Annotated in this window: 19 protein-coding genes; 8 read left to right on the top strand and 11 right to left on the bottom strand. The window is 51.3% G+C overall.

Going from position 1 to position 25,569, the window contains the following annotated elements; genetic code table 11:
* Positions 1-70 precede the first annotated feature (70 nt).
* The 4 genes from EHT25_RS16900 to EHT25_RS16885 all read right to left on the bottom strand — a co-directional run bounded on the left by EHT25_RS16900 (position 71) and on the right by EHT25_RS16885 (position 5,197).
* The gene (locus EHT25_RS16900; RefSeq protein WP_124876321.1) at positions 71-1,333 is read right to left on the bottom strand and encodes an SGNH/GDSL hydrolase family protein; all 1,263 of its coding nucleotides are present in this window, start codon (positions 1,331-1,333) and stop codon (positions 71-73) included.
* Between the two features lie 26 nt (positions 1,334-1,359).
* Positions 1,360-1,791 (bottom strand): DUF1801 domain-containing protein, encoded by a 432-nt coding sequence (locus EHT25_RS16895; protein WP_124876320.1) that lies wholly within the window; start codon positions 1,789-1,791, stop codon positions 1,360-1,362.
* Between the two features lie 64 nt (positions 1,792-1,855).
* Positions 1,856-3,964 (bottom strand): right-handed parallel beta-helix repeat-containing protein, encoded by a 2,109-nt coding sequence (locus EHT25_RS16890; protein ID WP_124876319.1) that lies wholly within the window; start codon positions 3,962-3,964, stop codon positions 1,856-1,858.
* 75 nt (positions 3,965-4,039) lie between these two features.
* Positions 4,040-5,197 carry an alpha/beta hydrolase family protein gene (locus tag EHT25_RS16885; protein ID WP_229311582.1) on the bottom strand — a complete coding sequence of 386 codons (1,158 nt, stop codon included), beginning with the start codon at positions 5,195-5,197 and terminating at the stop codon, positions 4,040-4,042.
* A 309-nt stretch (positions 5,198-5,506) separates the two neighbouring features.
* Here EHT25_RS16885 and EHT25_RS16880 point away from each other — a divergent pair, with 309 nt between their 5' ends.
* Positions 5,507-7,393, top strand: a complete 1,887-nt coding sequence (locus EHT25_RS16880) for a sialidase family protein (protein WP_124876317.1) — start codon at positions 5,507-5,509, stop codon at positions 7,391-7,393.
* Positions 7,394-7,478: 85 nt separating this feature from the next.
* On the opposite strand, the gene EHT25_RS16875 is transcribed toward EHT25_RS16880, so the two are convergent.
* Positions 7,479-8,075 carry a sigma-70 family RNA polymerase sigma factor gene (locus tag EHT25_RS16875; protein ID WP_124876316.1) on the bottom strand — a complete coding sequence of 199 codons (597 nt, stop codon included), beginning with the start codon at positions 8,073-8,075 and terminating at the stop codon, positions 7,479-7,481.
* A 148-nt stretch (positions 8,076-8,223) separates the two neighbouring features.
* Here EHT25_RS16875 and EHT25_RS16870 point away from each other — a divergent pair, with 148 nt between their 5' ends.
* The 6 genes from EHT25_RS16870 to EHT25_RS16845 all read left to right on the top strand — a co-directional run bounded on the left by EHT25_RS16870 (position 8,224) and on the right by EHT25_RS16845 (position 19,779).
* Positions 8,224-9,240: a FecR family protein gene (locus EHT25_RS16870; RefSeq protein WP_185731399.1), complete on the top strand. Its 1,017-nt coding sequence runs from the start codon at positions 8,224-8,226 to the stop codon at positions 9,238-9,240.
* Between the two features lie 196 nt (positions 9,241-9,436).
* Positions 9,437-12,847, top strand: coding sequence for a TonB-dependent receptor (locus tag EHT25_RS16865; protein WP_185731398.1), 3,411 nt, complete (start codon positions 9,437-9,439; stop codon positions 12,845-12,847).
* A 21-nt stretch (positions 12,848-12,868) separates the two neighbouring features.
* Positions 12,869-14,377, top strand: coding sequence for a RagB/SusD family nutrient uptake outer membrane protein (locus EHT25_RS16860; protein WP_124876314.1), 1,509 nt, complete (start codon positions 12,869-12,871; stop codon positions 14,375-14,377).
* A 281-nt stretch (positions 14,378-14,658) separates the two neighbouring features.
* The gene (locus tag EHT25_RS16855; protein WP_221622296.1) at positions 14,659-16,149 is read left to right on the top strand and encodes a 3-keto-alpha-glucoside-1,2-lyase-like domain-containing protein; all 1,491 of its coding nucleotides are present in this window, start codon (positions 14,659-14,661) and stop codon (positions 16,147-16,149) included.
* Between the two features lie 64 nt (positions 16,150-16,213).
* Complete coding sequence (locus tag EHT25_RS16850; protein WP_185731397.1) at positions 16,214-19,180, top strand: PVC-type heme-binding CxxCH protein; 2,967 nt, start codon at positions 16,214-16,216, stop codon at positions 19,178-19,180.
* Between the two features lie 164 nt (positions 19,181-19,344).
* Positions 19,345-19,779, top strand: coding sequence for an energy transducer TonB (locus EHT25_RS16845; RefSeq protein ID WP_124876311.1), 435 nt, complete (start codon positions 19,345-19,347; stop codon positions 19,777-19,779).
* A gap of 29 nt (positions 19,780-19,808) precedes the next feature.
* Here EHT25_RS16845 and EHT25_RS16840 read toward each other — a convergent pair whose 3' ends face one another.
* Complete coding sequence (locus EHT25_RS16840) at positions 19,809-20,312, bottom strand: hypothetical protein (RefSeq protein ID WP_124876310.1); 504 nt, start codon at positions 20,310-20,312, stop codon at positions 19,809-19,811.
* A 6-nt stretch (positions 20,313-20,318) separates the two neighbouring features.
* Positions 20,319-21,068 (bottom strand): hypothetical protein, encoded by a 750-nt coding sequence (locus EHT25_RS16835; protein WP_124876309.1) that lies wholly within the window; start codon positions 21,066-21,068, stop codon positions 20,319-20,321.
* A gap of 210 nt (positions 21,069-21,278) precedes the next feature.
* On the opposite strand from EHT25_RS16835, the gene EHT25_RS16830 reads away from it, so the two are divergent.
* The gene (locus EHT25_RS16830; RefSeq protein ID WP_124876308.1) at positions 21,279-22,268 is read left to right on the top strand and encodes a patatin-like phospholipase family protein; all 990 of its coding nucleotides are present in this window, start codon (positions 21,279-21,281) and stop codon (positions 22,266-22,268) included.
* A 74-nt stretch (positions 22,269-22,342) separates the two neighbouring features.
* On the opposite strand, the gene EHT25_RS16825 is transcribed toward EHT25_RS16830, so the two are convergent.
* The 4 genes from EHT25_RS16825 to EHT25_RS16810 form a co-directional block, all read right to left on the bottom strand.
* Complete coding sequence (locus EHT25_RS16825; protein ID WP_124876307.1) at positions 22,343-22,759, bottom strand: hypothetical protein; 417 nt, start codon at positions 22,757-22,759, stop codon at positions 22,343-22,345.
* Positions 22,759-23,043, bottom strand: coding sequence for a hypothetical protein (locus EHT25_RS16820; RefSeq protein WP_124876306.1), 285 nt, complete (start codon positions 23,041-23,043; stop codon positions 22,759-22,761). The genes EHT25_RS16825 and EHT25_RS16820 overlap by 1 nt, the downstream gene beginning before the upstream one ends.
* 278 nt (positions 23,044-23,321) lie before the next feature.
* Positions 23,322-24,095, bottom strand: coding sequence for an SDR family NAD(P)-dependent oxidoreductase (locus EHT25_RS16815; RefSeq protein WP_124876305.1), 774 nt, complete (start codon positions 24,093-24,095; stop codon positions 23,322-23,324).
* A 132-nt stretch (positions 24,096-24,227) separates the two neighbouring features.
* Entirely contained in the window at positions 24,228-25,535 is a 1,308-nt protein-coding gene (locus EHT25_RS16810; RefSeq protein WP_229311580.1) for an MFS transporter, read from the bottom strand.
* Between the last annotated feature and the right edge of the window lie 34 nt (positions 25,536-25,569).

Genomic DNA, 25,569 nt, shown 5'->3' with positions numbered 1-25,569 from the left:
TGAAAAGATGGAACGGATTACAACTGATTTTATCCGGACCTATCCGTTCCATCCGCATGCCATCAAATTTTCATTTTTCCAGCTTTCCGATGATCAATAGCTGGCTGGCATAACCGGCATTTTCCGAGTACCGATGCGGATCGGTGATGGTCTGGTTGCGGTTTTTCAGAATGGCGGCTTTGTCCAGGAGTTCCGGCGAAACCGTTAGTGTAATGGTGTGCGTTCCTTCGTCCAGCGTCGGCAGGAAGAAATAATGCGACCGGTAATAGGTGGCGTAACTGTCGAAACGGGGATATAACGTACCGGTCTTATCATCGATGGTAACGGCATATTGACCGCAGCCGGGGCCGATCACGTCGTAGATTCCCGCCATCGTTCCCCTGAATTTGAACTGAATCGACGCGCCGGGCTGGTTCGATTTGATCAGGTACGAAAACCGGTTTCGGAGCTGCCGGGCGACGGTATCGTTGGTCGGCGTCAGTTCCTGCCAGTCGCCCTGACGGGTTAACGATTGGACGGAAATCATCTGCGCATCCTCCCAGTTGTCGGACACAAACGGTTTCGGAACCGGGTGCGATCCGGGCCGACCTGCGGTTTTAATCTGCTGCATGGCGCGGCTTAAGGCTTCGGTATACAAGCGGTGGCCGGTGTCGGAATACGGGTGCGTTTTGTCGGGCGAGAAAACGATTTTATCCGGAAACTCTTCTTTTTTACCGCCCCAAACCAGCTTTCCCTGTCGGTCTAACCGGATCACTTCCAGGCCCATATGAACCGACGGAATTCCGTAATGGTTCGCAATCTCTTCCATCGCCCGAACCGAGTTGGGCATCCGGTGGGCAAGCAGGGACGGCGCCATCGACGCGTTCAGGGTATAAACGAAACAAATGTCCGTTCGCCGGTTTTGCCGCCAGATTTGCCGAACAATGCCTTCCATTGCTTTGTGAATTCGGGCCGGTTGCTGACTGCCATCGTTGACCGCAAATTCAACAAAAATCAGATCCGGTTTATGAACCAGCACCTGTTGTTGCAGCCGAAAAACGCCCAGATCAGAACCGGTTCCGCCGATGGCTGCGTTGATGTGCGTCAGATTGGTTTTCGGATACTGCTGTTGAAACCACTTCAACGATTGTTCCCGCCAGCCGTTACCCGCTTCGGTGATGCTGCCACCAAAATAGGCAATCGAAACCGGGCCGCCTTTTTGCAGCTTCTGAAAGAAATTGGGCAACCCATCCCGAACCAGAAACTCCCGGTTTTCCGATAAAGTATCCGTCTGTGCCTGAGCAGAATACGTAACGAATGAAATTAAAAAAAGTACGAATATGAAAAACCGCATAGTCAGGTCGTGCCTCTGTTTAAAGTTTAATTTCTACTTGTCACCTCAACCCCATACCGGATTGCTGATTCAAGTACATCCATGTTTATGTCGCTTAGTGTTTTGAACTTAATGCAATAGCCGCTTATGCTCGCCCTGCCCAGTTGTTCTTCATAAGTCCTCGCTAAGTATTTCTTATCTTCCATACCAAGGATATAGACGGAGATTCCGCTTGTGTTTGCGCTCATACCAATCTGATAAAACTCCCTGGTTTTTCCATCGGCATATCGCATGGTGTAACATCCATAGCCGATATTAGGATTGGAAACCGTTTTATTTTCACTGTTTTTGCCATCCAGAAACCATACTTGACAGGCGGGCATGAGTTGCAAAATGATGTGGTGCAACGCTTGCATATCGCTGCGTTTGGGTTCAGGCTGGCTGGTGATATACGTTTCGATTTGTTCTGGTATACTCATCGGAGCTATGCCATTGTGGATTACCAATTCACCTCTTCAGGGTTCGTCAGCCCGAAGATTTAGATTATTTTTTCTCATGCTGAGCCACCATTTCGTCGAACTCCTGCGCCACCGCTGAATCAAGCCGGGCCTTGTTTTTCCAGGCCAGCGTACCATAAACACCGGCCTGGCTGTAATCGAACGGTTTGAAACCAATCTTTTGGGCCACCTCGGTGTTCGCAAGCCGGAAATCAAAGGCTTCCGGATTCACAAATCCCGGATCGGCCACAATCGAATGTTGATCCTTGCCTTTCTGTTGCCAGTCCGGCGCGGCCTGTTTCCCAAACGTCAGCCCTTGCCGGGCACGGGTGTCCCAATAGCAATTCTGATCCGACACCAGATCGACCTGATCCCAACGACTGCTCAACAGCGTGCCACTGTTGAAGTAAACGATATTGTTGGTAAACGAAAACGAGCGGTGCGGTTCGACGCGGGTGGCCTGAAGCTGCGCCTTGATGTTGTCGGCAAAAATGTTGTTCCGAATGACATTATCCTTGCCGTAATGCTGGTGAAAACCGGAGCTTTTGCAGGCATACACGAGGTTGTTTTCCATCACAATATCCGTCGAACCTTCGTCGGTATATAATCCCCATCCGCCGTAATCGAAAGCATAAATGTGGTGAATGACGTTGTTCGAGACCACGGTTCCTTCCGACACGCCGAGCGTATACACTCCGCCCATGTCGCTCAGAACTCCCCAACCCAAGTGGTGAATGTGATTGAATTCGACCCGGTTTCGCTTCGACGGGCTGAACGCATAGCCCCAAACCCAGCCAACGGAAATGCCGGAATACCGAAAGTCGGCAATCTCGTTATGAGTCAGTGCATTATCGCGACCATTAAAAATAATCAAGGCCACCGCACACGGAAAAACATGGCCGCCCGACCGCATGATGTTGTTGTCGACGGTAATGTGGTGCGTCAGTTCCGACGAATCGGGACGGATGATGGTTTCGCCAATTTTGACGCCACTCGCCCCCAGATCGTGCAGATAACACTGCTGGACTTTCCCGTTGGCGCAGGCTCGCCGGAACCAGATGCCGCTGCCGCCGGTATGCGCAATTTCACAGTTAACAATGCTCACGTTATCCGCAAAATCCAGTTGAATCGTGGCGTCGACCCGCGCGGCTGCCTGCTCGGGTTCAACGCCAAACGGCGACATTCGATAACCCGCGATCTGAAACGACAGGTTTTCAAACCGGACATTCGATACGCGTTTACCGGTTTTTTCGTCCCCCTTAATGATTACAAATTTTTCGTTGCCGGGCGCAAAACACGTGGTATTGGCAATGGTTTCGCCGGGCCGGGGGCGGTAATACAGCGTACCGGATTTATCTAAGAACCACTCGCCCGGCGCATCCATGGCCGCTTGCAGGTTTTCAATGACGAACAACGACTGATTGGTAATTTTATTCCACGGCTTCATGCCCTCACCGGCAATGTAGATGGCCGTATCGGCCGGGCTCACCGAAAGGATCGGTTTCCGGGTATTGTCCCAGTTGTGATAAAACGTCACCACTGTTTTATTCAATTCAGCATCGGAAAGTTTGGAAAGCCAGGCCATGCTTTCGACCGGAACCGTGATTTTCTGGGCGGCAAATTCGGGTGACCGGCCGGTTCCCTTGTTCAAAACCGTTTCGGTGACGGCTTTGGGTTGGTAAAACCCGTCGTTGGGTGCCTGAGCGCGGGTGGCCCGTTGCCCGTTGACGTACAACTGTTCGAACTGATACCCGTACCGGCGAACTTCCGGAATATCGACTTTCCAGAGCCAATTTTGCACTTTTTCAAACTTGCCCAGACGCATTCCGCCGTAAAAAACCGGTGTACTGCCCGCTTCGCCCTTGAAAACGAGCGGAGCGGTTTCTGATCCGGAGTCCTCTGCCGACAACACCAACGGCTCGGTCATCATATATTCGCCTTTCCGAACCACAATTTCAATCGGTTTGGTGAGCGTTTTCTGCCGTCGTAGCAGTCGGGCGCGGTTGCGGGCACCGGTAAGTGTTGCCAGCGGTTTCTGGAGGGTTCCGGGATTTTGATCATTGCCCAAAGGAGTCACATAAATCGTCTGGGAATACGATTCAACTGCCAGCAAACACAGGCAGGAAAGCAGAAAATGGGGAACGGTTTTTCGCATAATTCAGGGATATATCAGACACAAAAGCCGCCCGAAGTCGCCTTATACTACCCTACAAACGTCAAATACCAACTTCTATTTTCCTTTCAGCCATCGGTCAAACCAGTCAAAGGCATCGGTTTGCATGGTTTTATCGAACTTGTGGGCTCCGTCGTAAAACCGGCCCGAATAGCGATCCGCAGCTCCCGCCTTTTTAAATACCCCGGCCAGTATTTTATCGGCAGTCTGCATTTCTGGGAGCGTATACAACTCGTCCTGGTTGTTGTTTTGAACCATCGTGGGAAGGGGCACCCGCAGGCCTAACAGTTCCGGAAAATCGAGGTATCGGGACAATAAGGGCGTATAAGTCATCCAGGTGTGCGTGAAGGATTTATGCAGGGTCAGGTCATCCCAGGTGGTCATGAAACCGACGCAGACACAGCATTTGATTCGGGAATCCAGCCCCGCCAGGTACACGGTTCTTAGACCTCCACCAGATAATCCGCCACAACCCACCCGTTGCGGATCCACATCGGATCGGGCGCACAAGATCGACAGGGCAACCTGATCTTCGCTCAAAAAAACGCCCGGCCAGGTGGTTCCGGCGCAAAAAAGGGACTTCGACAGCACGTGTTCGTGCTCGGCGGCCCATTGGTTGTAGGCTTCGATGTGCTCCGTCTTTTCAGGATCGGCATCGGTTTTATCCTTCGTATTCAAAACTCCGTAATTCAATCCCTCAACATCCTGATACAGAACCCGTCTGCTGCCAAACGTAAAGGTATCGTGCACCAAAACCACGTATCCTTTCCTGGCGATCTCGTTGGCCCAGGCCCTTCCTTCGTAATCTTCCAGTTGGTGCTCGGTAAGTAACGGATGCTGGTCATCACCGGTTTTGACAATTTTTCGGTAACCAAAATATTTTTTCCCGCCGTGGTCGTGGAGCGCCAGAATAGCCGGCAAACGCCCTGTCACTCCTTTGGGCTTCAAGACCACCGCTTTCGTGGGGCGGCCATACGGAAGCTGCCACGTCAGTTCTTCAATCTGGAGGCCATCATACTCGAAGGTGCGGTCGACCCGGACGCTAGGTGTTGCTGGTTGGGGTGGAGCCGCTACTAATTCACGGGTCTTGGTCAGGGCCTCTTTTTTCCAGCGAGCCAGTTGCTCGGGTTTCCAGCGGTCGTTTCGGAAAGAAAGCGCCCCCTGCCGTTGGAGCGAAGCCGCCCAGGGCCCGTAGGAGCCAATAATACTCTTCATTTCTGCTGCCATTTCGGGTTGTACTGGATTGTATTGGCCGGGCCATTCTCCGCCAAAATCAAAGTGGGAAGATAAAAAAGGAAGGGTACCGGTCAGTGCCGACGACCTGATAAATTGACGACGAGTCTGGTTGGATTTCATAGTGATGGACGCAATCTCTTTTCCATTGACCAAAGATATTATTCCTGAAACAGAAGCAAAGCCGCCGGGTCACTTTAACAAGATTCAACTCAAAACTTCCGCTCCATCCGGCTGCGCATCAGTAGTCTGAATGCGACGACGGCTTTTTCAGACAAGCTATTCGATACGATGCCCCTAAACCTGAAAAGAACCCTTAGCTGCGTAAGCCTGTGTTTTGTGCTGAACAATTGGTTGTTTGCGCAGGATGCCCGCGATTTAAAAACCGGAACCGTCATCCCCGACGAAACGTACAGCGATCAACCCTATATCGTCAAAACCAACGACGGCGCGTGGCTGTGCGTGCTGACCACCGGAACCGGGCACGAGGGCGCTTCCGGTCAGCACATCATCTCGCAGCGGAGTCTCGATCAGGGCAAAACCTGGATCGACAAACGGGACGTCGAGCCCGGCGACGGGCCGGAAGCGTCGTATGCCGTGCTGCTGAAAGCACCTTCGGGCCGGATTTTCGTTTTTTACAACCACAATACCGACAACATCCGGGCAGTCAGGGCCGACAATCCGCCGTACAAAGATGGTCTGGTGAAACGGGTGGATAGCCAGGGCTATTTTGTCTTTAAATACTCCGACGACAACGGCATAACCTGGTCGCCCAACCGGATTACGATTCCGATCCGGAATTTCGAAATCGACAAAAAGAACCCCTATCAGGGCAAAATCCAATATTTCTGGAACGTCGGGCGGGCGTTCACGCACAAGGAATCCGCGTACGTGCCCATTCACAAAGTCGGCGGTTTTGGCGACGGTTTTTTCACGTCGAGCGAAGGCGCCTTGCTGCAAAGTCCGGATTTATTGACCGCAAACGATCCGGCGAAAGCCCGCTGGAACACGCTGCCCGACGGGGAAATTGGCTTGCGAACGCCGTCCAAAGACGGTGGCCCGATTGCCGAGGAGCAAAACTTCGTGGTGCTGAGCGACGGTTCTTTTTACTGCGTTTACCGCACGATCGACGGTCATCCGGCGTATACCTACAGCCGTGATGCCGGGCATACCTGGGAACCGCCCCAGTACATGCGGTATGGGAATGGCCAGTTGGTGAAGCATCCGCGAGCGGCCAATTTTGTCTGGAAATGTGAAAACGGCAAGTACCTCTACTGGTTTCACAACCACGGCGGACGGTTTATCCGGGAGCATCCCAACCGGCGTAACATGGCGTATGAAGACCGGAATCCGGCCTGGGTTTCGGGTGGTGTGGAAATCGATTCGCCCAGGGGAAGGATCATCAAATGGACGCAGCCGGAAATTTTGCTGTACGACGAAGATCCGCTCATTCGCATGAGTTATCCCGATCTGGTCGAGGACAAAGGTGCCTATTTCATCACGGAAACGCAGAAAGACATCGCCCGCGTCCACAAAATCAACACAAGTCTGCTCACCAACCTGTGGAATCAGTTCGACAATCCAAAGAAAACGACGGACGGTCTGGTAACGGATTGGTCGTATCAATCGGGGAAATTTCCGCAAACCGTATCGGCGCCAATCCTGCCCGAATTTTACAAACGGGACACGAAAAAACTCGAACAGCCGGGCATGAATGTGCCGAACGGTTTTACGATTGATTTCGGTTTTAATCTGGCGAGCCTGTCCGGTAATCAGCTCCTGCTCGACGCCCGCGACCCGACCGGCAAGGGCTGGTTTGTACGCACGACCGATGCAAAAACCGTCGAATTTTCGATGAACGACGGGCGAACGCAATCCTCCTGGCCCTGCGACGAAGGCCTGTTAAAACCGAATCAAAATCACCACGTCAGCATTATCGTCGATGGCGGACCGCACATTATTTCCTTCGTGGTTGATGGCAACCTGAACGACGGGGGCGACACCCGTCAATTCGGCTGGGGGCGGTTTAATCCGTATCTGAAATCAGCCGGTGGGGATTCAAAGCTCCGAATTGGCGCGCCGGGGAATGGACAGATTAGCCAGGTTTCCATCTACAACCGGGCGTTGACGGTTTCGGAAGTGATCGGGAATTATAATGCCTCGAAAAGAAAACCGTAAGAACCAGGCCACGGTTTTAACCGTGGGTTACCGACCGTCATTGCCATTTCCCAAAACCGTTAAAATGGTTTCCAACCCGCGTTTGTCAATGAAGCAGCAACAACGCCGACACCAGCCCGACCATATACAACAACTTGACCCGCAATACGCGCAGGCATTTGCTGATGTGAAATTCGATGGTTTTTTCGGCGAGCCCGAGTTGTTCGGCAATTTCCTTATTGGCTAAACCACTGCGGCTCAGTTCAAAAACTTCACGGCTTTTTTCGGGCAAATTGTTCAATTCGCGAAGGTATACGTCCTGCACTTCCCGGAGTTGAATCCAGTCCTGCACCACGTTGGCCGAATGGGAAACCAGCACTTCCGGATAGACGTCGTCGAGCGGCACCAAATTGCGGAGCAGTTGTTTTCGAAAATGCGAAAGGATGCGGTTTTTCAGCGCCGAAAAGAGATAGACATTGATGGTTTTGTCGATGGTCAGCGTCTCTTTCTGGACCCAGAGCGTCACAAATAAATCCTGCACCAGGTCTTCGGATACGTCACTGTCACCGGTTTTGCGGTACGCCAGTGCGTAGAGTTTCGCCGAAAAACGGGCATGCAGTTCCGCGAAGGCTGTTGCATCAGCCTCCAGCTTCACCAATTGCCACAATGCCTGGGCGTCACGATCGCGGTACGGGTTGTGCATCCACTTTCAAAACATGCTGACTGCAAGTATACTAAGCTTTCAGATAGCATTTGTTATAAACTTTCTTCAAATCCCACCAGGGTTGCCGGGTTTTCGTGCGTCTTATCTCCAGAGAGGCCACCAAATGGGAAGCCGACCGATCGAACCTATGAGCAAAAATGCCATTTCACCCGAACTGCTGAAAAAATACCTGGAGGGAAATTGCAACGCGGAAGAAGTTGAACAGGTGGAGCAGTGGTACGCGGCCCTGAACGCCGGTGATGCCAACCCCCGCGAATTCGATCAGAACCGCCATTTGAAAAAAGTGCAGGAAATTGTCAACCTCAAAACCGGAGCCGAAATGCAACCGGAGTTGCCCGACAACGTCCGTTACTTCGTGCCCGGCTTCTGGCGCTATGTTGCGGCTGCCATTCTTTTGATCGTGAGCGGTTTAGGATTTTATTTCTATCGCCATACTGCAAAACCGGCTCAGGAACTGGCAGCTCAGGCAACGTCAATTGTCAACACGCAGAAACAGGTCATTCGCCATCAATTGCCGGATGGCAGCAAGGTGTGGCTGAACCCCAACGCAGCGATTCGGTATGCCGACAACGCGTTTTCTGAAACCTCGCGCACGGTCAGTATCGAAGGAGAAGCATTTTTTGAAGTGACGAAAGATCCGGCTCGACCCTTTTTCGTAAAAAGTAACTCACTGCTGGTGAAGGTATTGGGAACGAGTTTCAACGTCAAATCCAATTCCGATCAATCGCGGTATGAAGTCTCGGTGGTGACCGGCAAAGTGTCGGTGTCGGCACCCGATGGCCAAGGGCAGGAAAAATCGGTGCTGTTATTGCCCCGTCAGCAGGCGGTTTTTGAGGTGTCTTCGGGGCTGCTGACCTCGACGGAACTCTCGAATTCCCGGGAACGGGTCGATCCCTGGCAACCCATTTCGCTCACGTTTGAGGACGAAAAGCTGTCGGAAATTGCGGTGCGGTTACAAAAGAAATACGGCATCAAAATCAAACTGGCGAATCCCAATCTGGCAAATTGCCGCCTGAAAGCGACGTTCGACCACAATCGGCTGGCGGAAATTCTGGAAATAACAACGCAAATGGTGGAAGCAACGTACGAAATGCGCGGAGATAGTATTGTGATCGACGGCGAAGGTTGCCGGAATGCGGAGTAAAACAAAAATCAGAAGAGAATCGACTACCCAACCCTTTAACCCCCTTCTATGCCAAAACAAAAGCCAACGCTCGTTTTAAGCTTTTAAAGGAAATCAGGAGTGATTGCGGCACTCCTGATTCTGAACAAGCTCTCTAATTACCATCACTCGGAAGGTGATGATGGGCTTTTATTGTTCAATTTAACCACCCAAACCTATGCATTTTTTTCTAAAAAGCAAGACAGCCTATGCCCTTATGCGGTTATCGGTACTCCAACTCCTGCTGATCGGTTTTATTACGGCCGTTGCCAATGCCCGCGAAACCGACGCCCAGGACCTTCTCAAACGAAATGTTAGCCTGAAGGCTGAAAATATACCGTTACAAAAAGCGCTTGCCGAAATCGAGAGCAAGGCCAAAGTGCGGTTTGCGTACAGCCGGAACATGATTCCGGTCGATGAAAAAGTGAGCATTACGGCACTCAACGAACCCCTGGCCGAGGTGCTCGACCGGCTGTTGTCGCCCCTGCAAATCGAGTACAAGTCCACCAACGAGCAGATTGTGCTCAAGCGAAACCGGAAAAAGACTTCGTTCCTGAATATCAGTGGTTTCATGCGGGAAATCACGCCGATTCAGATCCAACCCGAGGCCGATCTGTCGATTTCGGGAAAGGTAACCGATGAAAAAAATGAACCGTTGCCGGGCGTCAGTGTGGTCATGAAAGGATCGCAACGCGGCACCACGACCAATGCCGAGGGTCGATACACGCTCGCGGTACCAGACGCCAATGCCACGCTGGTATTCTCGTTTGTCGGTTATTTGCCGCAGGAAACCGTCGTTGGAAACCGGTCAGCGGTCGATATTTCCCTGAAAACGGATACCAAAGCGTTGGCGGAAGTGGTGGTGGTGGGCTACGGAACGCAGCAGAAAGAAGACATTACCGGCGCCATTGCCACGATTTCGGACAAGCAGATGAAAGACGCGCCCGTAGCGCAGGTGGGACAATTGCTGCAGGGAAAACTGAGCGGAGTACGCATTGATCAGACTTCCGGTCGTCCCGGCGAGGGCATGAACATCAAGATCCGGGGAGCGGTTTCGATCACTGCCGGGGCTGACCCGCTGTACGTGGTGGATGGCATGCCGATTTCCGGCAATATCAACACCATCAATCCCGCTGAAATTGAGAGCATTACCATTCTGAAAGACGCGGCCGCGTCGTCGCTGTACGGTTCCCGGGCGGCCAACGGCGTGGTGCTGATTCAGACCAAAACCGCTGTTGCCGGAAAAACGCTGATCGATTTCAATGCCTACTACGGTTTTGAGCAAATCCCGAAATCGCGTCGGCTGACGATGATGAACGCGGAAGAATACGCGCAATTCCAGAAAGAAATTGCCGAGCAGAATGGCCGTCCGGTCAATACGGTTTTTCAAAATCCCGCCCAATATGCCGGAAAGGGCACGGATTGGTACGACGCCATCACCCGAACCGCTCCCATCCAGAGCTACAACCTGACCGTCAACGCAGGCATGAAAAACTTTACGACCTCCGTTACGGGCGGTTATTTCAACCAGCAGGGCGTCATTGTCGGCACGGGGTATCAGCGGCTTTCGCTGCGTGTCAATTCGGTTTTCACCCCCAGCGACAAAGTAAGAATCGGTTTTAATGTCGCTCCGAACTACGCGACCAACACCAACTTTGCGACCGACGGCGGCCCGTACGGTTCCGAAAACATTGTTTCGGCGGCCCTGGCCACCACGCCCCTCGCCAGTCCGTACAACCCCGACGGCAGCCTGACGCTAACGGCTTCGGACCCCGCCACGTTTGGCAATCCGAACTGGCTGCGGGTGGCCAAAGAGAAGGTGTATGAGGGCAAAAACCTCCAACTGCTGTCGAATGCCTTTGTCGAATACAAAATCCGGAAAGGGCTGACGGCCAAAACGACCGTGAATGTGCAATTGAGCAATTCCAGCACGTTTCAGTTCAACCCGTCAACGATTGGGGTGATGTTCACGCCCCCGCCCCGCATTCCGTTTGGCTCCGACAATACCGCCCGCTCGTACAACTGGATCAACGAAAATTCGCTCACGTACCAGACCGATTTCAACGGCCACAGCCTCGACGCGCTGGTCGATTTTACGGCGCAGCGCTACCGGGGCGAAAGCACACTCGTCACGGCCACCAACTACGCCGATGACAAGATTCAGGCCGTCAGTGCCGCCGGTCGGGTGGTCGTCACCAGTGGGGTGCAGGAGTGGGCGCTCCTCTCCTACCTGGCGCGATTGAACTACAATTACAAAAGCAAATACCTCTTCACGGCTTCAGTTCGCCGGGATGGCTCGTCGCGGTTTGGGCCCGACAACCGCTGGGGAAACTTCCCTTCGGCCTCCGTGGGCTGGATTGTGTCGAAGGAAGATTTCTGGAAAGTCAAGCCGGTTTCGTTCCTGAAAATCCGCGCCAGCTACGGCACAACCGGTAATTTCGACATCGGGAACTACACCTTTCGCTCCACCGTCAGCCCGGTTTTCTACGCGTTTGGCAACACGCTGTTTCAGGGCCGGGCCACCAACAACCTGGGGGATAGCAACTTAGGCTGGGAACGCAAAAAGCAATTTAACCTGGGTGCCGACATCTATTTTCTGAACGATCGCATCCAGCTGACGTACAATTATTATTCGACGAAATCCAGCGACCTGCTTTTTAACGTTGCAGTACCCCAATCCTCCGGTTTCAGTAACATTCAAACCAACATCGGCGAACTGAAACTCTGGGGCCACGAAATCGGAATCAACACCTACAATATCAACACCCGGCGGTTTTCGTGGAACACCAATTTCAATATCTCGTTCGACCGCAACAAAACCGTCAGCCTGACGACGAAAGAAACCACGGCCCTTTTCCACGGCATTCTGAGCTACGGTTTTTACAGCCACCGCTCACAGGTCGGCCACCCCGTCGGCATGTTCTACGGCGCCGTTCAGGAGGGCGTTTATAAAAACCAGCAGGATTTCGACAGCTCGCCCAAATACGCTGATTCACAAGTCGGAACGATCAAGTTTCGGGATTTAAACGGCGACGGAAAAATTACGTTCCCGGAAGATTACACCGACATTGGCAACCCCTGGCCGGACTTCATTTTCGGGATGACCAACACGTTTACCTACGGAAATTTTGACGGATCGCTGACCCTCACCGGCACCTACGGCAACCAGATTCTGACGCAGTATGAAAACTGGACGACCAATCTGGACGGTGTTTTCAACGTCCTTCAGGAGGTAAAAGACCGCTGGAAATCGCCGGAAAATCCGGGCGCGGGCAAATACGGCAGCACGCAACAGGGCACCACCTACCTCGAGCGCGACCGCTGGCACACGCGCTACATCAAGGACGGAAGTTACCTGTCGTTCAAAAACATCACCATCGGGTATGCAATCCCGTTGAAAGCGAGCGGTCCCATCCGGCGGTTGCGGGTGTATGGCAGTGTTCAGAATGCGTTCATCATCACGAAGTATCCCGGCCCGAATCCGGAGGTCAATACGCGCAATTCGGCCAGTGGCAGTTCGCCGGGCATCGACGAAAACTCCTATCCCGTGCCGCGCACGGTCAGTTTTGGCGTCAATGTCGGTTTTTAAAAACTTCAAACCCGATTTACCATGAAAACTCGATTTATACTCGCGGGAATCCTGCTGTTGACCGTTACCGCCTGCCAGGATTTTCTGGATGTCGTTCCCGAAACCGTGCTGACTCCGGCCAGTTTTTACCAGTCGCAGGCGGATTTTGAACAGGCCGCCGGCGGTATCTATGCACCCCTGCAACCGCTTTATAATCAGGATTGGGTGCTGAACGAAATGCGTTCCGACAACACCCATTTTGTGTTCAACATCGCCCAGCGCGGCCCCAAACCGGAAGAAGATCCGTCGACGTTTACCATCGAAAACAACAACCGCAATACCGCTGGCAAGTGGACCAACGATTACCTCATTATTTCGCGCGCCAATCAGGTGTTGAGCACAATTGATAAAGTCGATTTTACGCAGGCCGTGAAGGATAATCTGAAAGGCCAGACGTATTTTTTGCGGGCTTTTGCGTACTTCGATCTGGTGAAAAACTTCGGCGGTGTACCGGTTTTTCTGGAACCCGCCAGTTCGTACAAAGATACCTTCAAGTCGCGCACCGATGTTGCGGAGGTGTATAAGCAAATCATCGCCGACGCCGAACAGGCCGCCAAACTACTGCCCAACCGCGCCACCCAGACCATCGGCCGGGCGAGTTCGGGATCGGCTTATACCTTGCTGGGCGACGTCTACATCAACCTGAAACGCTGGCCCGAAGCCGAAACCGCTTTGAAATCGGTAACCACGCAGGGGTATACGCTGCTGGCGGAATATGCCGATATTTTCAAACCGACGAACAAGGGAAATACCGAAACGGTTTTTGATGTCCAGTACGCCGAAGGCACTTCGCAGGCCGTCAGCAACTACATGCCCTATAAATTTTTACCGGTATTAGCTGATCCATCGGTTATTACGGGTGTCAAACCGTCGTCGTCGAATACGGATGGCTGCTACAATACGCCGACGCCGGATTTGCTGGCGGCCTACGAGGATACGCTCAGAGATAAAAGGTATAAAGCGTCCATTGGCTTCTATTCCGGTGTTTCGCCGTTGGTGGGTGTGACGTATAAAAACACGCCCTACATCAAAAAATACCAGTTTCCGCACGCCCGTTACGGCGAAACCGGGGTCAACTGGCCGGTTTATCGGTATGCGGAAGTCTTGCTGTTGCTGGCCGAAGCAGCCAACGAACAGGGCCGTTCGGCAGATGCAGGCGGTTTTCTGAATCAGGTTCGGGCACGGGCGGGGCTCGCCAATACGACTGCCACCACCCAAACCGCGCTGCGCGAGGCCATCTGGCGCGAACGCCGAATCGAGCTGGCATTCGAGAACAAACGCTGGCATGATCTGGTCCGTAGTGGACTGGCCGTCAAGACGATGAGCGAGTACGGCGCCCGAATCAAAGCCAATCCGCAGAAATACTATTACCCGGTGGGTAGTGCGCCCGCAGCGGCTGCTTTTAACGTCACCGACCGGGATTTGCTGTACCCGATTCCCATCGGCGAAATCATCATCAACCCGGACATGAAACAAAATCCGGGGTACTGAGTGATGACTTGAATCATTGGAATTGTTTTAGTGCCATCGGCACAAAATGTTTGTAGCAAAAAGTTCAAATGAGATTTTCAGACGTGCCGTAGGTACGCAACAGGAATACAGGTTGCGTACCTATGGCACGCCCGAAACGTTCAAAAACTTGCATTTTCTACAAACATTTATCCCCTAAAGGGGCTAAAGATTAATCGCTTATACATTCAAGAGACAAACGTATGATCGTACTAAGGATTTTCGTGGTTATACTTATCTGGATACCCTTCTCAGCCAGTTTCGTGCAAGCCCAAACCGATAAGACCTTCTTTAACGGGACGAATTTGGCGGGCTGGTCGGCAACGGACATGAAATACTGGTCGGTAAAAAACGGAGCCATTGTGGGCCGGGCCGTTCAGCCGGTCGAGAAAAACCGGTTCCTCTGGTCGTCCGTCAAAGTGGCTGATTTTTACCTCAGTATCGACGTCAAACTCGAACCGGACGACCGCAATGCCGGGATTCAGTTCCGTTCCCAAAAAGCCGACGCCAGCGGGCAGGCGCTGGGGTATCAGGCCGACATGGGCAAAGACGTTTGGGGACGGCTGTACCACGAACACGGCCGCCAGAAACTGGACTGGTCGGATCGGGGCGAAAAAGCCGTCAAGCGCGGGCAGTGGAATCACTACGAAATTCTGGCCGTCGGCGACCGGATCTGGACGGCAATTAATGGAAAACTGGCCGTCGCGGTCAAAGACCCCGGCGGAGATGCGTCGGGGTACATCGCGCTCCAGATTCACAGCGGTGATCCACAGACCGTTACGTATAAAATCAACAGGCTGGTACACAACCCCAAAGTAGAACTCGCCGGTTTGACCGAATCGCAACTGGATAAGGAGTTGAAACTGCCGCAAGACAAACGCCAGAGCAGCACTTCGCTACTGTTCAAACCGGAAGACGTGGTGGTTTTTACCGGAGGAACCAACATTGCCACGATGCGGAAAGACGGCATTCTGGAAACGCTGATCATGGCGGCTCACCCGACCACCAAGCTCCACGTCTGGAACCTGGGTTGGGACGGCGACACGGCTTTTGAACAATTCCGGGATGTCGGTTTCGGAAAATGGGGCCGCAACCTCGACAGTCTGGGTGCGAATGTCGTTTTTGCGCAGTTCGGTCAGATGGAATCCTTGGAGGGCACCAACGAAATTCCCCGGTTTATTGCGGCTTATCAGACCTTGCTGGACGGTATTCGGAAAACCGGTCGGAGCATTGTTCTGCTTTCGCCGATTCCGTTTGAACCTGATCGTTCGTATCTGACACCGGAAGGAAAGTCGGACAATTTGCTGAAAACCGCACCCGTGGAAGCGTATGCGGACGCCATTAAAAAGCTAGCAGAATCAGAAGGATACGGTTTTGTCGATTTGTTCCACCCGGTTCGGTCGTCGGCTTCGTTCGGATCGCTGACCACCAACGGCCTGCACCTGAATCCGGATGGGCAACGGCTGGTGGCGGAATTGATCCTGAAAGGCTTGAATCTTCCCGGTGCTTTTTCCGGGAATCTGACCCCGCTACGTGAGGAAATTCTAACGAAAAATGTCCTGTGGTTCAATTACTGGCGGCCAAGCAACTGGGCGTTTCTGAACGGCGACCGGATTACGCAGCCCTTCAGCCACGACTGGAAAGACAAAACCCGCCGGATTTTTCCCGAAGAAATGAAAGCTTTTGAACCGCTGATTCGGGAAGCTGAACAGCGGATTGAGAGCGAACAACGTAAACTGGTTCCGGTTCGGTAAACTCCTAAATCACTTCCTAAAAACCTGAATTTCCTTCCAAATGGTACTTATCCAAAAAGCCATTATGTTTAAAATACCGTTACTGATTGCACTCATTTTCAGCCAGATTAACCTCTGTTTGGGACAGATCAATCCGATGTCGGTTTCGCCGGCCGAAGCGGACAATTCGGTAGCGGCCGAACTCAAATCGTTTCAGTTGGCCAATGGGTATAAAATTGAATTGTTTGCTTCCGAAGAACTCGGCATTGCCGATCCCTGCGCCATGCGGTGGGACGAAAAAGGCCGGTTATGGGTGCTGACCATTCCGTCGTATCCGCAATTGGAAGCGGGCAAAAAACCGGTCGATAAACTGACGATTCTGGAAGACCGCAACCACGACGGCAAAGCCGACACCTCCTACGTTTTTGCCGACGGGCTGATGATGCCACTGGGTTTTGAACTCGGCCACGGTGGGGTTTACCTGGGTGAGCAAACCGAACTGGTCTTTCTGAAAGACACGGATGGCGACGGAAAAGCCGACAAACGCGAAGTACTGATGGCCGGTTTTGGTACGCACGATTCGCACCAGACGATCAATTCGTTTCTGTGGAGTCCGGGCGGAGAGCTGTTTTTTTCGCAGGGACACAGCATCTACAGCCGGGTCGAAACCGCCTGGGGCATCGAAAAAGCCGATCGGGCGGCCATTTGGCGGTATCGTCCGCTGCGCCGTCAGCTCGATAATTTTCTGGATGGCTCCATGGCCAGCGTCAATCCGTGGGGTATGAACTTCGGCGAATGGGGGGAAATGTTCCACAAAGCCAATGATCCCGAATTGTTTTACACGGTTCCGGGCCTGGTCAAAACCGCCCACCGGGCCCTGCTTCCGCCCATTGGTAAGCTGGTCATCAAAGGCTCGATCATCGAAATTATCCGAACGAAACACCTCCCGGACGACCTGAAAGGCGATTTTGTGATTGCCGGTTATTACAACAACAAGATCGAGCGGATGCGGGTAACCGATGATTCATCCGGCTACAAGGCCCGACTGCTCGACCCGATTCTGAGTTCGAGCAGCCGCAGTTTCCGGCCCATCGACGTCAAGGTGGGCCCCGACGGTGCGCTCTATGTGCTGGATTGGTACAACCCCATTATCGGACACTACCAGGCTTCCATGCGGCACCCGGACCGCGACAAAACCCACGGACGGATCTGGCGGATTACGGCCACCAACCGACCGCTCGTCCAGCCTCCCAAACTCGCCGATCAGCCCGTTCCGGTTTTGCTGGATCAGTTGAAATCCGATGAACATTGGGTGCGCTATCAGGTCAAACGACTGTTGGCCGAAAAATCGCTGAAAGAGGTTCGACCGGATTTAACGGAATGGGTGGAAAAACTGGACCCAAAAGATTCGCACTACGAACATCATTTGATGGAAATAACCGGCGTTTTTGAAAGCCACGAAGTCGTCAATGAAGCTTTACTCAAGCAATTGGCGACCGGAAAAGAACTGGGTGCGCGGGCGTATGCGGCCCACGTGGCCGGTCGCTGGTCCGACCGGCTACCGAATGCGCTCGCGATTCTGGAACCACTGGTTAATGACCAAAATTCTCGCGTTCGATTAGAAGCACTGGTGGCGGTCAGCACGGTTCACCGCCCCGAAGCGATGGTGCTGGCGACTCAGGTGCTGGATCAACCGATGGACAAATTTCTTCGGTATGCGTTGGAAAAAACCGCCTATGCGTTGCAGGAAGCCTGGGAACCGGCTTTGAAAGCCGATCAGCTTGCTTTCAAAAAACCGGCTCATCTGGCGTGGCTTGTCAGTGTTTTGCCGCCTTCGTGGTATACTCCCGAACAATATCGAAAGCTGATTCAGACCGAAAGTCGATCGCCGGAGGTTCGGCGGAGTTTGCTGCTGAGTCTGGCCAAAACCGGTAAAGCTCCTGATATTGAGTTTGTTTTGGGGCAGTCCTCAGCGCAAACAGATGCGGTTTTGCTGGAAAATCTGAGTAAGCTGGATGCCAAACCGGTTTCGGCGCTTGCGGCTGCGAATTTAAAAACCAGCCTGGCGCCAACGAAAACCGCCGAGTTGAATATTGCCGCCATTCAACTGGCGAGAGCCTGGAAAATCAAACCGGTAGCAGCTACCATTAACCTACTGGCGACGAACAACCAGATCGATCAGCGGGTCCGGGCGGAGGGACTGAAAGCGTTGGTCGAACTGAACGGCGGGGCGGTTTTGCCGTTGTTGCAAAAACTGGCGGTTTCTTCCGAAACACCCCGTATTATTCGGCTGGCGTCGCTGAAAGGCATCAGTGAACTGGACGTTACACTAGCCGCCAACGCAACGGTGAAGGAAATGCAGCGTTCGGGCGGTTCGGTGAACGACATGCGGGATGCCATTGCACCCGTGATCGATCAGCGGTCGGGCATCAAAGCGTTGGTTGCGGCATTGGCCAAAACCGTACTTTCCAAATCACAGGCCCGGCTGGCATTGGAAGCGCTGGCCACGAAAGGCATCAACGCGCCCGAACTCAGCGCCCGACTGAATCAGCTGGCTGAAGAACGAACGATCAGCGCCCGGAAATACAGCCCGGATTACGTCGAGAAACTGGCCAAAGCCGTCAAAGAGCAGGGCGACGCCAAACGGGGCGAGCTGATTTATCAGGCAAACCCAAGCTGTTCGGCCTGCCACACGCTGAACGGAAAAGGGGGCACGATTGGCCCGAATCTGTCGGCCATTGGCCGGGGATTGTCGTCGCGCGAAATCATTACGGAAGTTCTCTGGCCCAATCAGAACATCAAGGAAGGGTACAACCAGGTGCGGGTGGAAACGAAAAAGGGCGAGATCATTCAGGGCATCAAGGTTTTTGAAACCGCCGATGTCATTCACATCAAAACGACCGCTGCCACCAAAAACCGGGTCATCGATAAAAAGGAACTGACGAGCCAGACCGAGAACGGTTCGCTGATGCCGACTGGATTGATGGACACGTATTCGGAGGAAGACGTACGGGATTTAATCCGGTATCTGAGTGAATTGGGGAGTAATTGATGGAACCACTTCACGCAGCTTTTACGCTGACTTTGTTTCCATCAAAAGGGCCGCTTCATCAAATTTCTTGACCGCTCCCTAAAAGTAAAATGGGGGCTTTCAGTGAAATATCCTAAGTTCACTACTGATCCTACTATTTTATAAATCGGTAGGCTGAAACAGCCATGAAACACTATGCCTTCCTGTTCGTAATGCTGATGATTTCCTGCTGCCGGTCCGCTCACGCTCAGCAGGCGACGGTGAAAGTAGAAATACAGGATTCAACATCGAGAGCCAATCGACCGGTATTCACCGTTACCGAACTACCACCCGAATTTCCGGGTGGTATGCGCCGATTGGATGGTTATATCACTAAAAATTTGCGATATCCGGAAGCTGCCCGAAAAACCGGTCTGGAAGGCCGGGTATTCGTATCCTTTATTGTCACCGAACAGGGCAAGATTGAGGACGCTCACGTTTTGAAAAATCTTGATCCGGAACTGGATGCCGAAGCCCTGCGACTCATTAAAAGTATGCCCACCTGGACACCGGCCAAACAGGCTGGCCAGCCGGTCGCTTGCCGGTATAATCTGCCGGTAAATTTCAGGATAAATCGATAAAGTTCTGGAATCAATAAAAGGGCAAAAGGTTATTTGTGCTGAAACACGGAAATTCTCCCAACTTTCCTGAAATCCCATTGCAGATTCCCGAAGGAGTTCATCATAGGTTGTTTTTGTTCTTCGAGCAATTGGATTTCTACGCTGGTAAATAAATGCCTTAGAATATATTCAAATCCTCTTTTAACTGCTGTTTCAAAAACAGCAATAAGCTGTTGTTCGAGAAACGGTGTCAACAAAAAGGAGTTAGATTCGCACTCTAAAAAAAACGAGCCTTCAAACCGTATTCTTTCGAATGTTCTTTCTTCCTTGGAAATTGTTTCTTTATCGGGATCTGTTAAAAATAGCAACCTTCCTGAAGTTCCGAAAAAGGGAGATAGATAATGATTTATTTCCTTAACAATACAATTCAAATAAAAGACACCGAAACTATTAGCTTTATCAATAATCAATTTCGTAGAATAGATACTGTAAGACCTGTTTTTATTAGTTAATTTCGTAAAAACAAATAACCCACCTTCAAAGTCAAAGATCATAAGTTCTTATTTTTTCAAGGTATCGCTCGGAAGGATAGTTCCTGATTTTTCGGTTCTACCAGATTCTCGTGATTCCAGTGAAATATTTATTAAAAAAAAACGATCTATTAAAAAGATCAATTGCAAGAATAGAATCAGAGTTAAAAGCAACAATTGAGTTCGTCCCTCTGCTAGCAAAGGTTTTGGCTGAACTGCGGGAACGGAACGGGGTTCATCGCTCTGAGTCTGGGAAATGGGTGCTTGACGCTGCGTCAAAGGCTGATTATCTTGAAATTCGAGATTGCTTCCTATTGCCAATCCAGCTCTGGCAAGAGCGGATTTGAATGACCGCTTTACACAACCTTTTAGAATGTCGGTAACTTCTTCTTTGATGGTATCAAATACCAGCGTTCCTGCCCAGCTGATCAATGTAACGGTCCCGTACATGACCAGGCTTCCCTCGCTAAACGTTACATCTGCTTTCACCAGAAGTCCAGGAGGTAAAAGAAATCTTACCTCTTTTTCAAGTGATTTTACAATGGAATCTTCCGCTGCATTTAAACTATTTAAGATTCTAAGATGCTCGCCATTTTTTGTTAGATAATTTTTAAGCTTTTTAATCTTTTCTTTCTTCTCATGATTTGATTCTGGTAAAAGTTCATACTCTTTTAATTCATTATCGAAGTCATCTTTTTTTTCTAAATACTCTTTATCAAAATCTTCGTGAAAAGGATAGGCAGTTGTCAAGCATTGAAACGAATAGATAAAACTGTTCATGGCTGCAAAAAGAAAGGTAAGTGAGGTGGAAATTCAGTAATAGTAAGGCATTTACCTGTTGAAAATCCGGAATATCTTTACGTTTTATTTAACGGTCAAAAAAGTAACTTAAATTGCCGTTAAATAAATAGAAACCTAACTTTTATGATTCTATAGTATTTCTAAATATTCTTGCCAATCGAATAAATTAAAATACTAATAAATATTTATATGAAAAGAATATTATCTATCGATGGTGGAGGAATTAGAGGAATCATTCCGGCTAAAATCCTTTGTGAAATCGAGCAAAAGACCGGCAAACCAATTGCTGCTTTATTTGACTTGATTGCCGGAACCAGCACCGGCGGTTTAATAGCATTGGCGCTTACGATGCCCAGTTCGGATAAATCCGCCCCTAAATACAAAGCGGAAGATGTCCTAAAAATATACACGGAACGAGGGAAAGAAATCTTCGCCAAAGGTAAACTCCAAAAATTCACCAATCCGTACGGCATTTTTGAAGAGCTCTACGACAAGCAACACCTTGAAAAAGTGTTAGATGATTACTTTTTTAACGCCAACCTGAGCAGTTGTGTAACGAATACCATGGTGACGAGCTATGATATTCACTCACGAATGCCGGTTATTTTCAAAAGCTGGCTGGCAGAAGACGGTAGTGAACCGGATTTCCCCCTGAAATCCATCAGCCGGGCCACGAGTGCCGCTCCTACTTATTTCGAACCCATTCGGTTAAAATCCGAGCCGACCAATGGGGCGTTTGCCCTGGTGGATGGGGGTTTGTTTGCCAACAATCCAACGATGTGTGCGCTGGCCGAACACCTTCGATTATTTGGTCCGCAGGAACCGGTGATGATTGTATCGCTGGGAACCGGCGATCTGGTCCGGCGATTTGAATACAACCAGGCGAAGAACTGGGGGAAACTGGATTGGATTAATCCGATCATTAGCATTATGTTCCAGGGCGCCAGCGTTACAGTCGACTATCAGGTTCGGCAAATGATGCAGGCTTTTGGATTAAAAGATAATTACTACCGGTTTCAAACACCGCTGGATTTAGGTAACGACGATATGGATGATGCGTCTCAGGAAAATATTGATGCCCTTCTTGATGAAGCGAACCAAATATTGAATAATGATGAAGATAAATTAAATGCTTTGTGCGAAAAGCTCAAGCCTACAGTAGTGGAGAACGTGCTTTAATGCGGTGCGATCATAGAGCCGTTTCACCGATAAAAACCGGTCTTATTTTGAGCTGGCAGTGGCACGGTAGCCATTTACGGTTTTACCAGTAGCCACTGCCGGGCGTCTTCATCGCCAATGAAATACCGGCTCGTCAGTGATTCATTCAGACTGCCGGAAGCGCGTAAGACTAGGTCGGACCCAAGTTTACCGAACTGGTTCAGGTCCTTCAGAACGATGGCCACCCGCGCCGGCCGGGGTAATTTTTGTCCCAGGTCGGCCTGGGGAAGCCAGTGCTGAATGTACCAGTGCAAATCGATCGGATTGAACATCCGCAAGGTACGCAAATCAATCAGCCAGCGTTTGACCTGGTATCGTTTGGCCAGCGCCAGAATTGCCAGCGAGCCTTCCCGAAAACTTTCGCTGGTCGGCAAGCCCCGCCAGGTTTGCTGCAACAGGTGAATACTGCAATCAACTTCTACCCCAACGTGCTCATTCTGATAGGTTTTCATCACGACCGCAGTGAGGCCGGTTGATTGGATTGAGCGGTTACACCCAGCGTTGCCTGGGTTGAATAAGCACGTTTGAGTTCGGCTTCCGCAAACCGGTAAGCATACATAAACTTATCGTTTTCCTGCTGAATAATTCCCATATCTTCGAGGTGCAGCACGTTGTTCCAGATACGCTGGAGACTGCCATAGAACTCATCTTCGGACTGAGACAATAACACGTGCAACGCTGAATACGATGCGGCTTGCGGCTGATTGGCCGGTAGAATGACGGATGTACGTTTCATGGTCTGGGGATGATTCAGGTTATTACTGACTCACGTTTAAAAAGTAACGTACAGTTCCGTCATAGAATGTTCGGTTTTTAGGGTAAGGTTGTTTTTTAGTCTTTTTTAACAGTTTGATAGATGGCGGTTTCGATCCATCCGGGCTGATGATCATACCCCAAAATACCCGTTATCGAGCATTCGGAGATTCAGGAGCTCTACTTACCATTACGTAAAAAAGCAACCATATGTTGCGCTTCGGTAACAAATAAGCGGTTATATTTTTCAACCCGATTGCGTCAATACGTGGCCCGCCCACCGGAAATGTCGTAGATAAAACCGGTCGAAAAACTGTTTTCGGGCGAAACGATAAAGCTGGCCATTGCCGCCACTTCGTCGGTTTCGCCCAGCCGCCCCATCGGGATTTTGGCGGTCATGTAAGCCAGTTGTTCGGGGGCCGTATCGGCGTTCATGGCGGTTCTGATGACGGCCGGAGCCAGGCCGTTCACCGTAATACCGGCGGTGGCGTATTCTTTGGCGATGGCTTTCACCAGGCCGATCACGCCCGCTTTACTGACCGAATAGCCCACCATCCCCGGATTCCCTTCTTTCCCGGCAATGGACGCAATCAGCAGAATCCGGCCGTATTTCCGGCTTGCCATATGACCGACCACATGCTTCGTAATCAGAAAACTTCCGAAGAGATTGATCGCGAGTAATTTTTCAAAATCCGCGGTCGCGTAGTTGGTGATGTTGGTACTCGTCGGTCCGACAATCCCCGCCGAATGAACGACTACGTCAATTTTCCCGAAATCCGCTACGGTTTGTTCAACCGCATTTTTCACCTGCTCTTCCTGCGAAATATCGACGGTATAGGTCCGAACGGAATTCTTTTGGGCCGTCAACTCCTGAGCGGTTTTTTCCAGCAAAACCGCATTCCGGTCGAATAAGGCCACCGAAGCGCCTTCCGCTCCCAGCCGACTGGCAATGGCTTTTCCCAGCCCGTCCGCGCCACCGGTAACAATAGCTACCTGACCCTTGTAGCGGTCAGGAAAGTAATTTGAATGGTTCATTTTTGGTTAAGATTTGAAAAATGACGATTGACCGCTGACGATGGATTGTTGACCATTGACCGCTGACGATGGACCATTGACAGAAAAACCGCCAGGTATGCTGCTCTCCTGACAATGGTCAATGGTCCATCGTCAATGGTCAATCGTCTCCCCTCTCCGCTCGATTTTACCGACCAGGAAGGTGTAGGAACAGGCGCCCAGGAAACCCAGAGTTCCGACAAATACCAGCGCCGGTTTAAAATCGCCGTCTTTGGCCAGATACCCAATCACAATGGGAACAATGATCGACGCCAGATTGCCCATGAAATTAAAAACGCCCCCCGTTAAGCCTATGAGGTGTTTGGGAGCCAGCAAAGAAACAAAAACCCAGGAAATCAGCGCCATTCCGGCTCCGAAAAACGAGAATGACATGAAGAAAATGACTAAGGCGGTGTCGTTGGTGTAATTGGCTCCGATCAGCGAGACGGATAAAATCAAGCCGATGATGATCGGTGTTTTCCGGGCCGCACTGACCGACCAGCCTTTTTTTACGAGATTATCGGACACAAAACCGGACAGAAGCACCCCAGCGCAAGCGGCCAGAAACGGAATCGAAGCCAGGTAACCGGACTTGATGAAGTCCAGTCCTCGGTATTTGACGAGATAGGTTGGAAACCAGGTCAGGAAAAACCAGAGTGTGGCGTTGACGGCAAACTGGGCAAAATAAACGCCCCATAATGTTCGTCCACTAAAAACCAGTTTGAGATTTGCCCAGGTCCAGACGTTGGCTTGCGTTCCGGCTTTCTTTTGTCTCCGGAACAAACCGCCCCCTTCTTCAATGTAATCGAGTTCGGCCTGATTGACGGTCGAGTGATCCAGCGGATCGCGGTAGAATAGATACCAGACAACGCCCCAGATCATTCCGACCAGACCGGTTACCAGAAACAGCCCTTTCCAGCCCGTGTAATACTGGACCGTCACCAAAATCGGCGTCAGAAAGGCCAGACCAATGAATTGTCCCGACACGTACATGGCCGTCGCGGCCGCCCGTTCGTTGTCGGGGAACCAGCTGGTTACGATGCGGTTATTGATCGGGTACGAAGGCGCTTCGAAAGCTCCGGTCGCCAGCCGCAGGCCAAATAGGCTGGCAAATCCGCTGGCAAATCCCTGAAGCATGGTTACAAACGACCAGGTAATCAGGCAAAAAGCGTATAGAATCCGGGGGCCAAACCGGTCGGCCACCAGACCGCCAGGAATCTGCAAAACCGCATAACTCCAGCCGAATGCCGAAAAAATATACCCCATACTGACCGGCGACAAGTCCAGGTCTTTACTCAGGTTGGAAGCCGCCACGGCCAGATTCGTGCGATCCAGGTAATTGATCACCACGTTGACAAAAACGAGCGCCAGCATTCCGTAGCGCACCCGGGTTTTCGGCATCCTGCCAATGACTTGCTCCATTAGGGTTTTCGGTTTAGGGAAATTTGGGTTTTGG

Source organism: Larkinella rosea (genome assembly GCF_003858635.1).
GTDB lineage: Bacteria > Bacteroidota > Bacteroidia > Cytophagales > Spirosomataceae > Larkinella > Larkinella rosea.
This window is presented reverse-complemented; position numbering and strand designations above follow the sequence as displayed.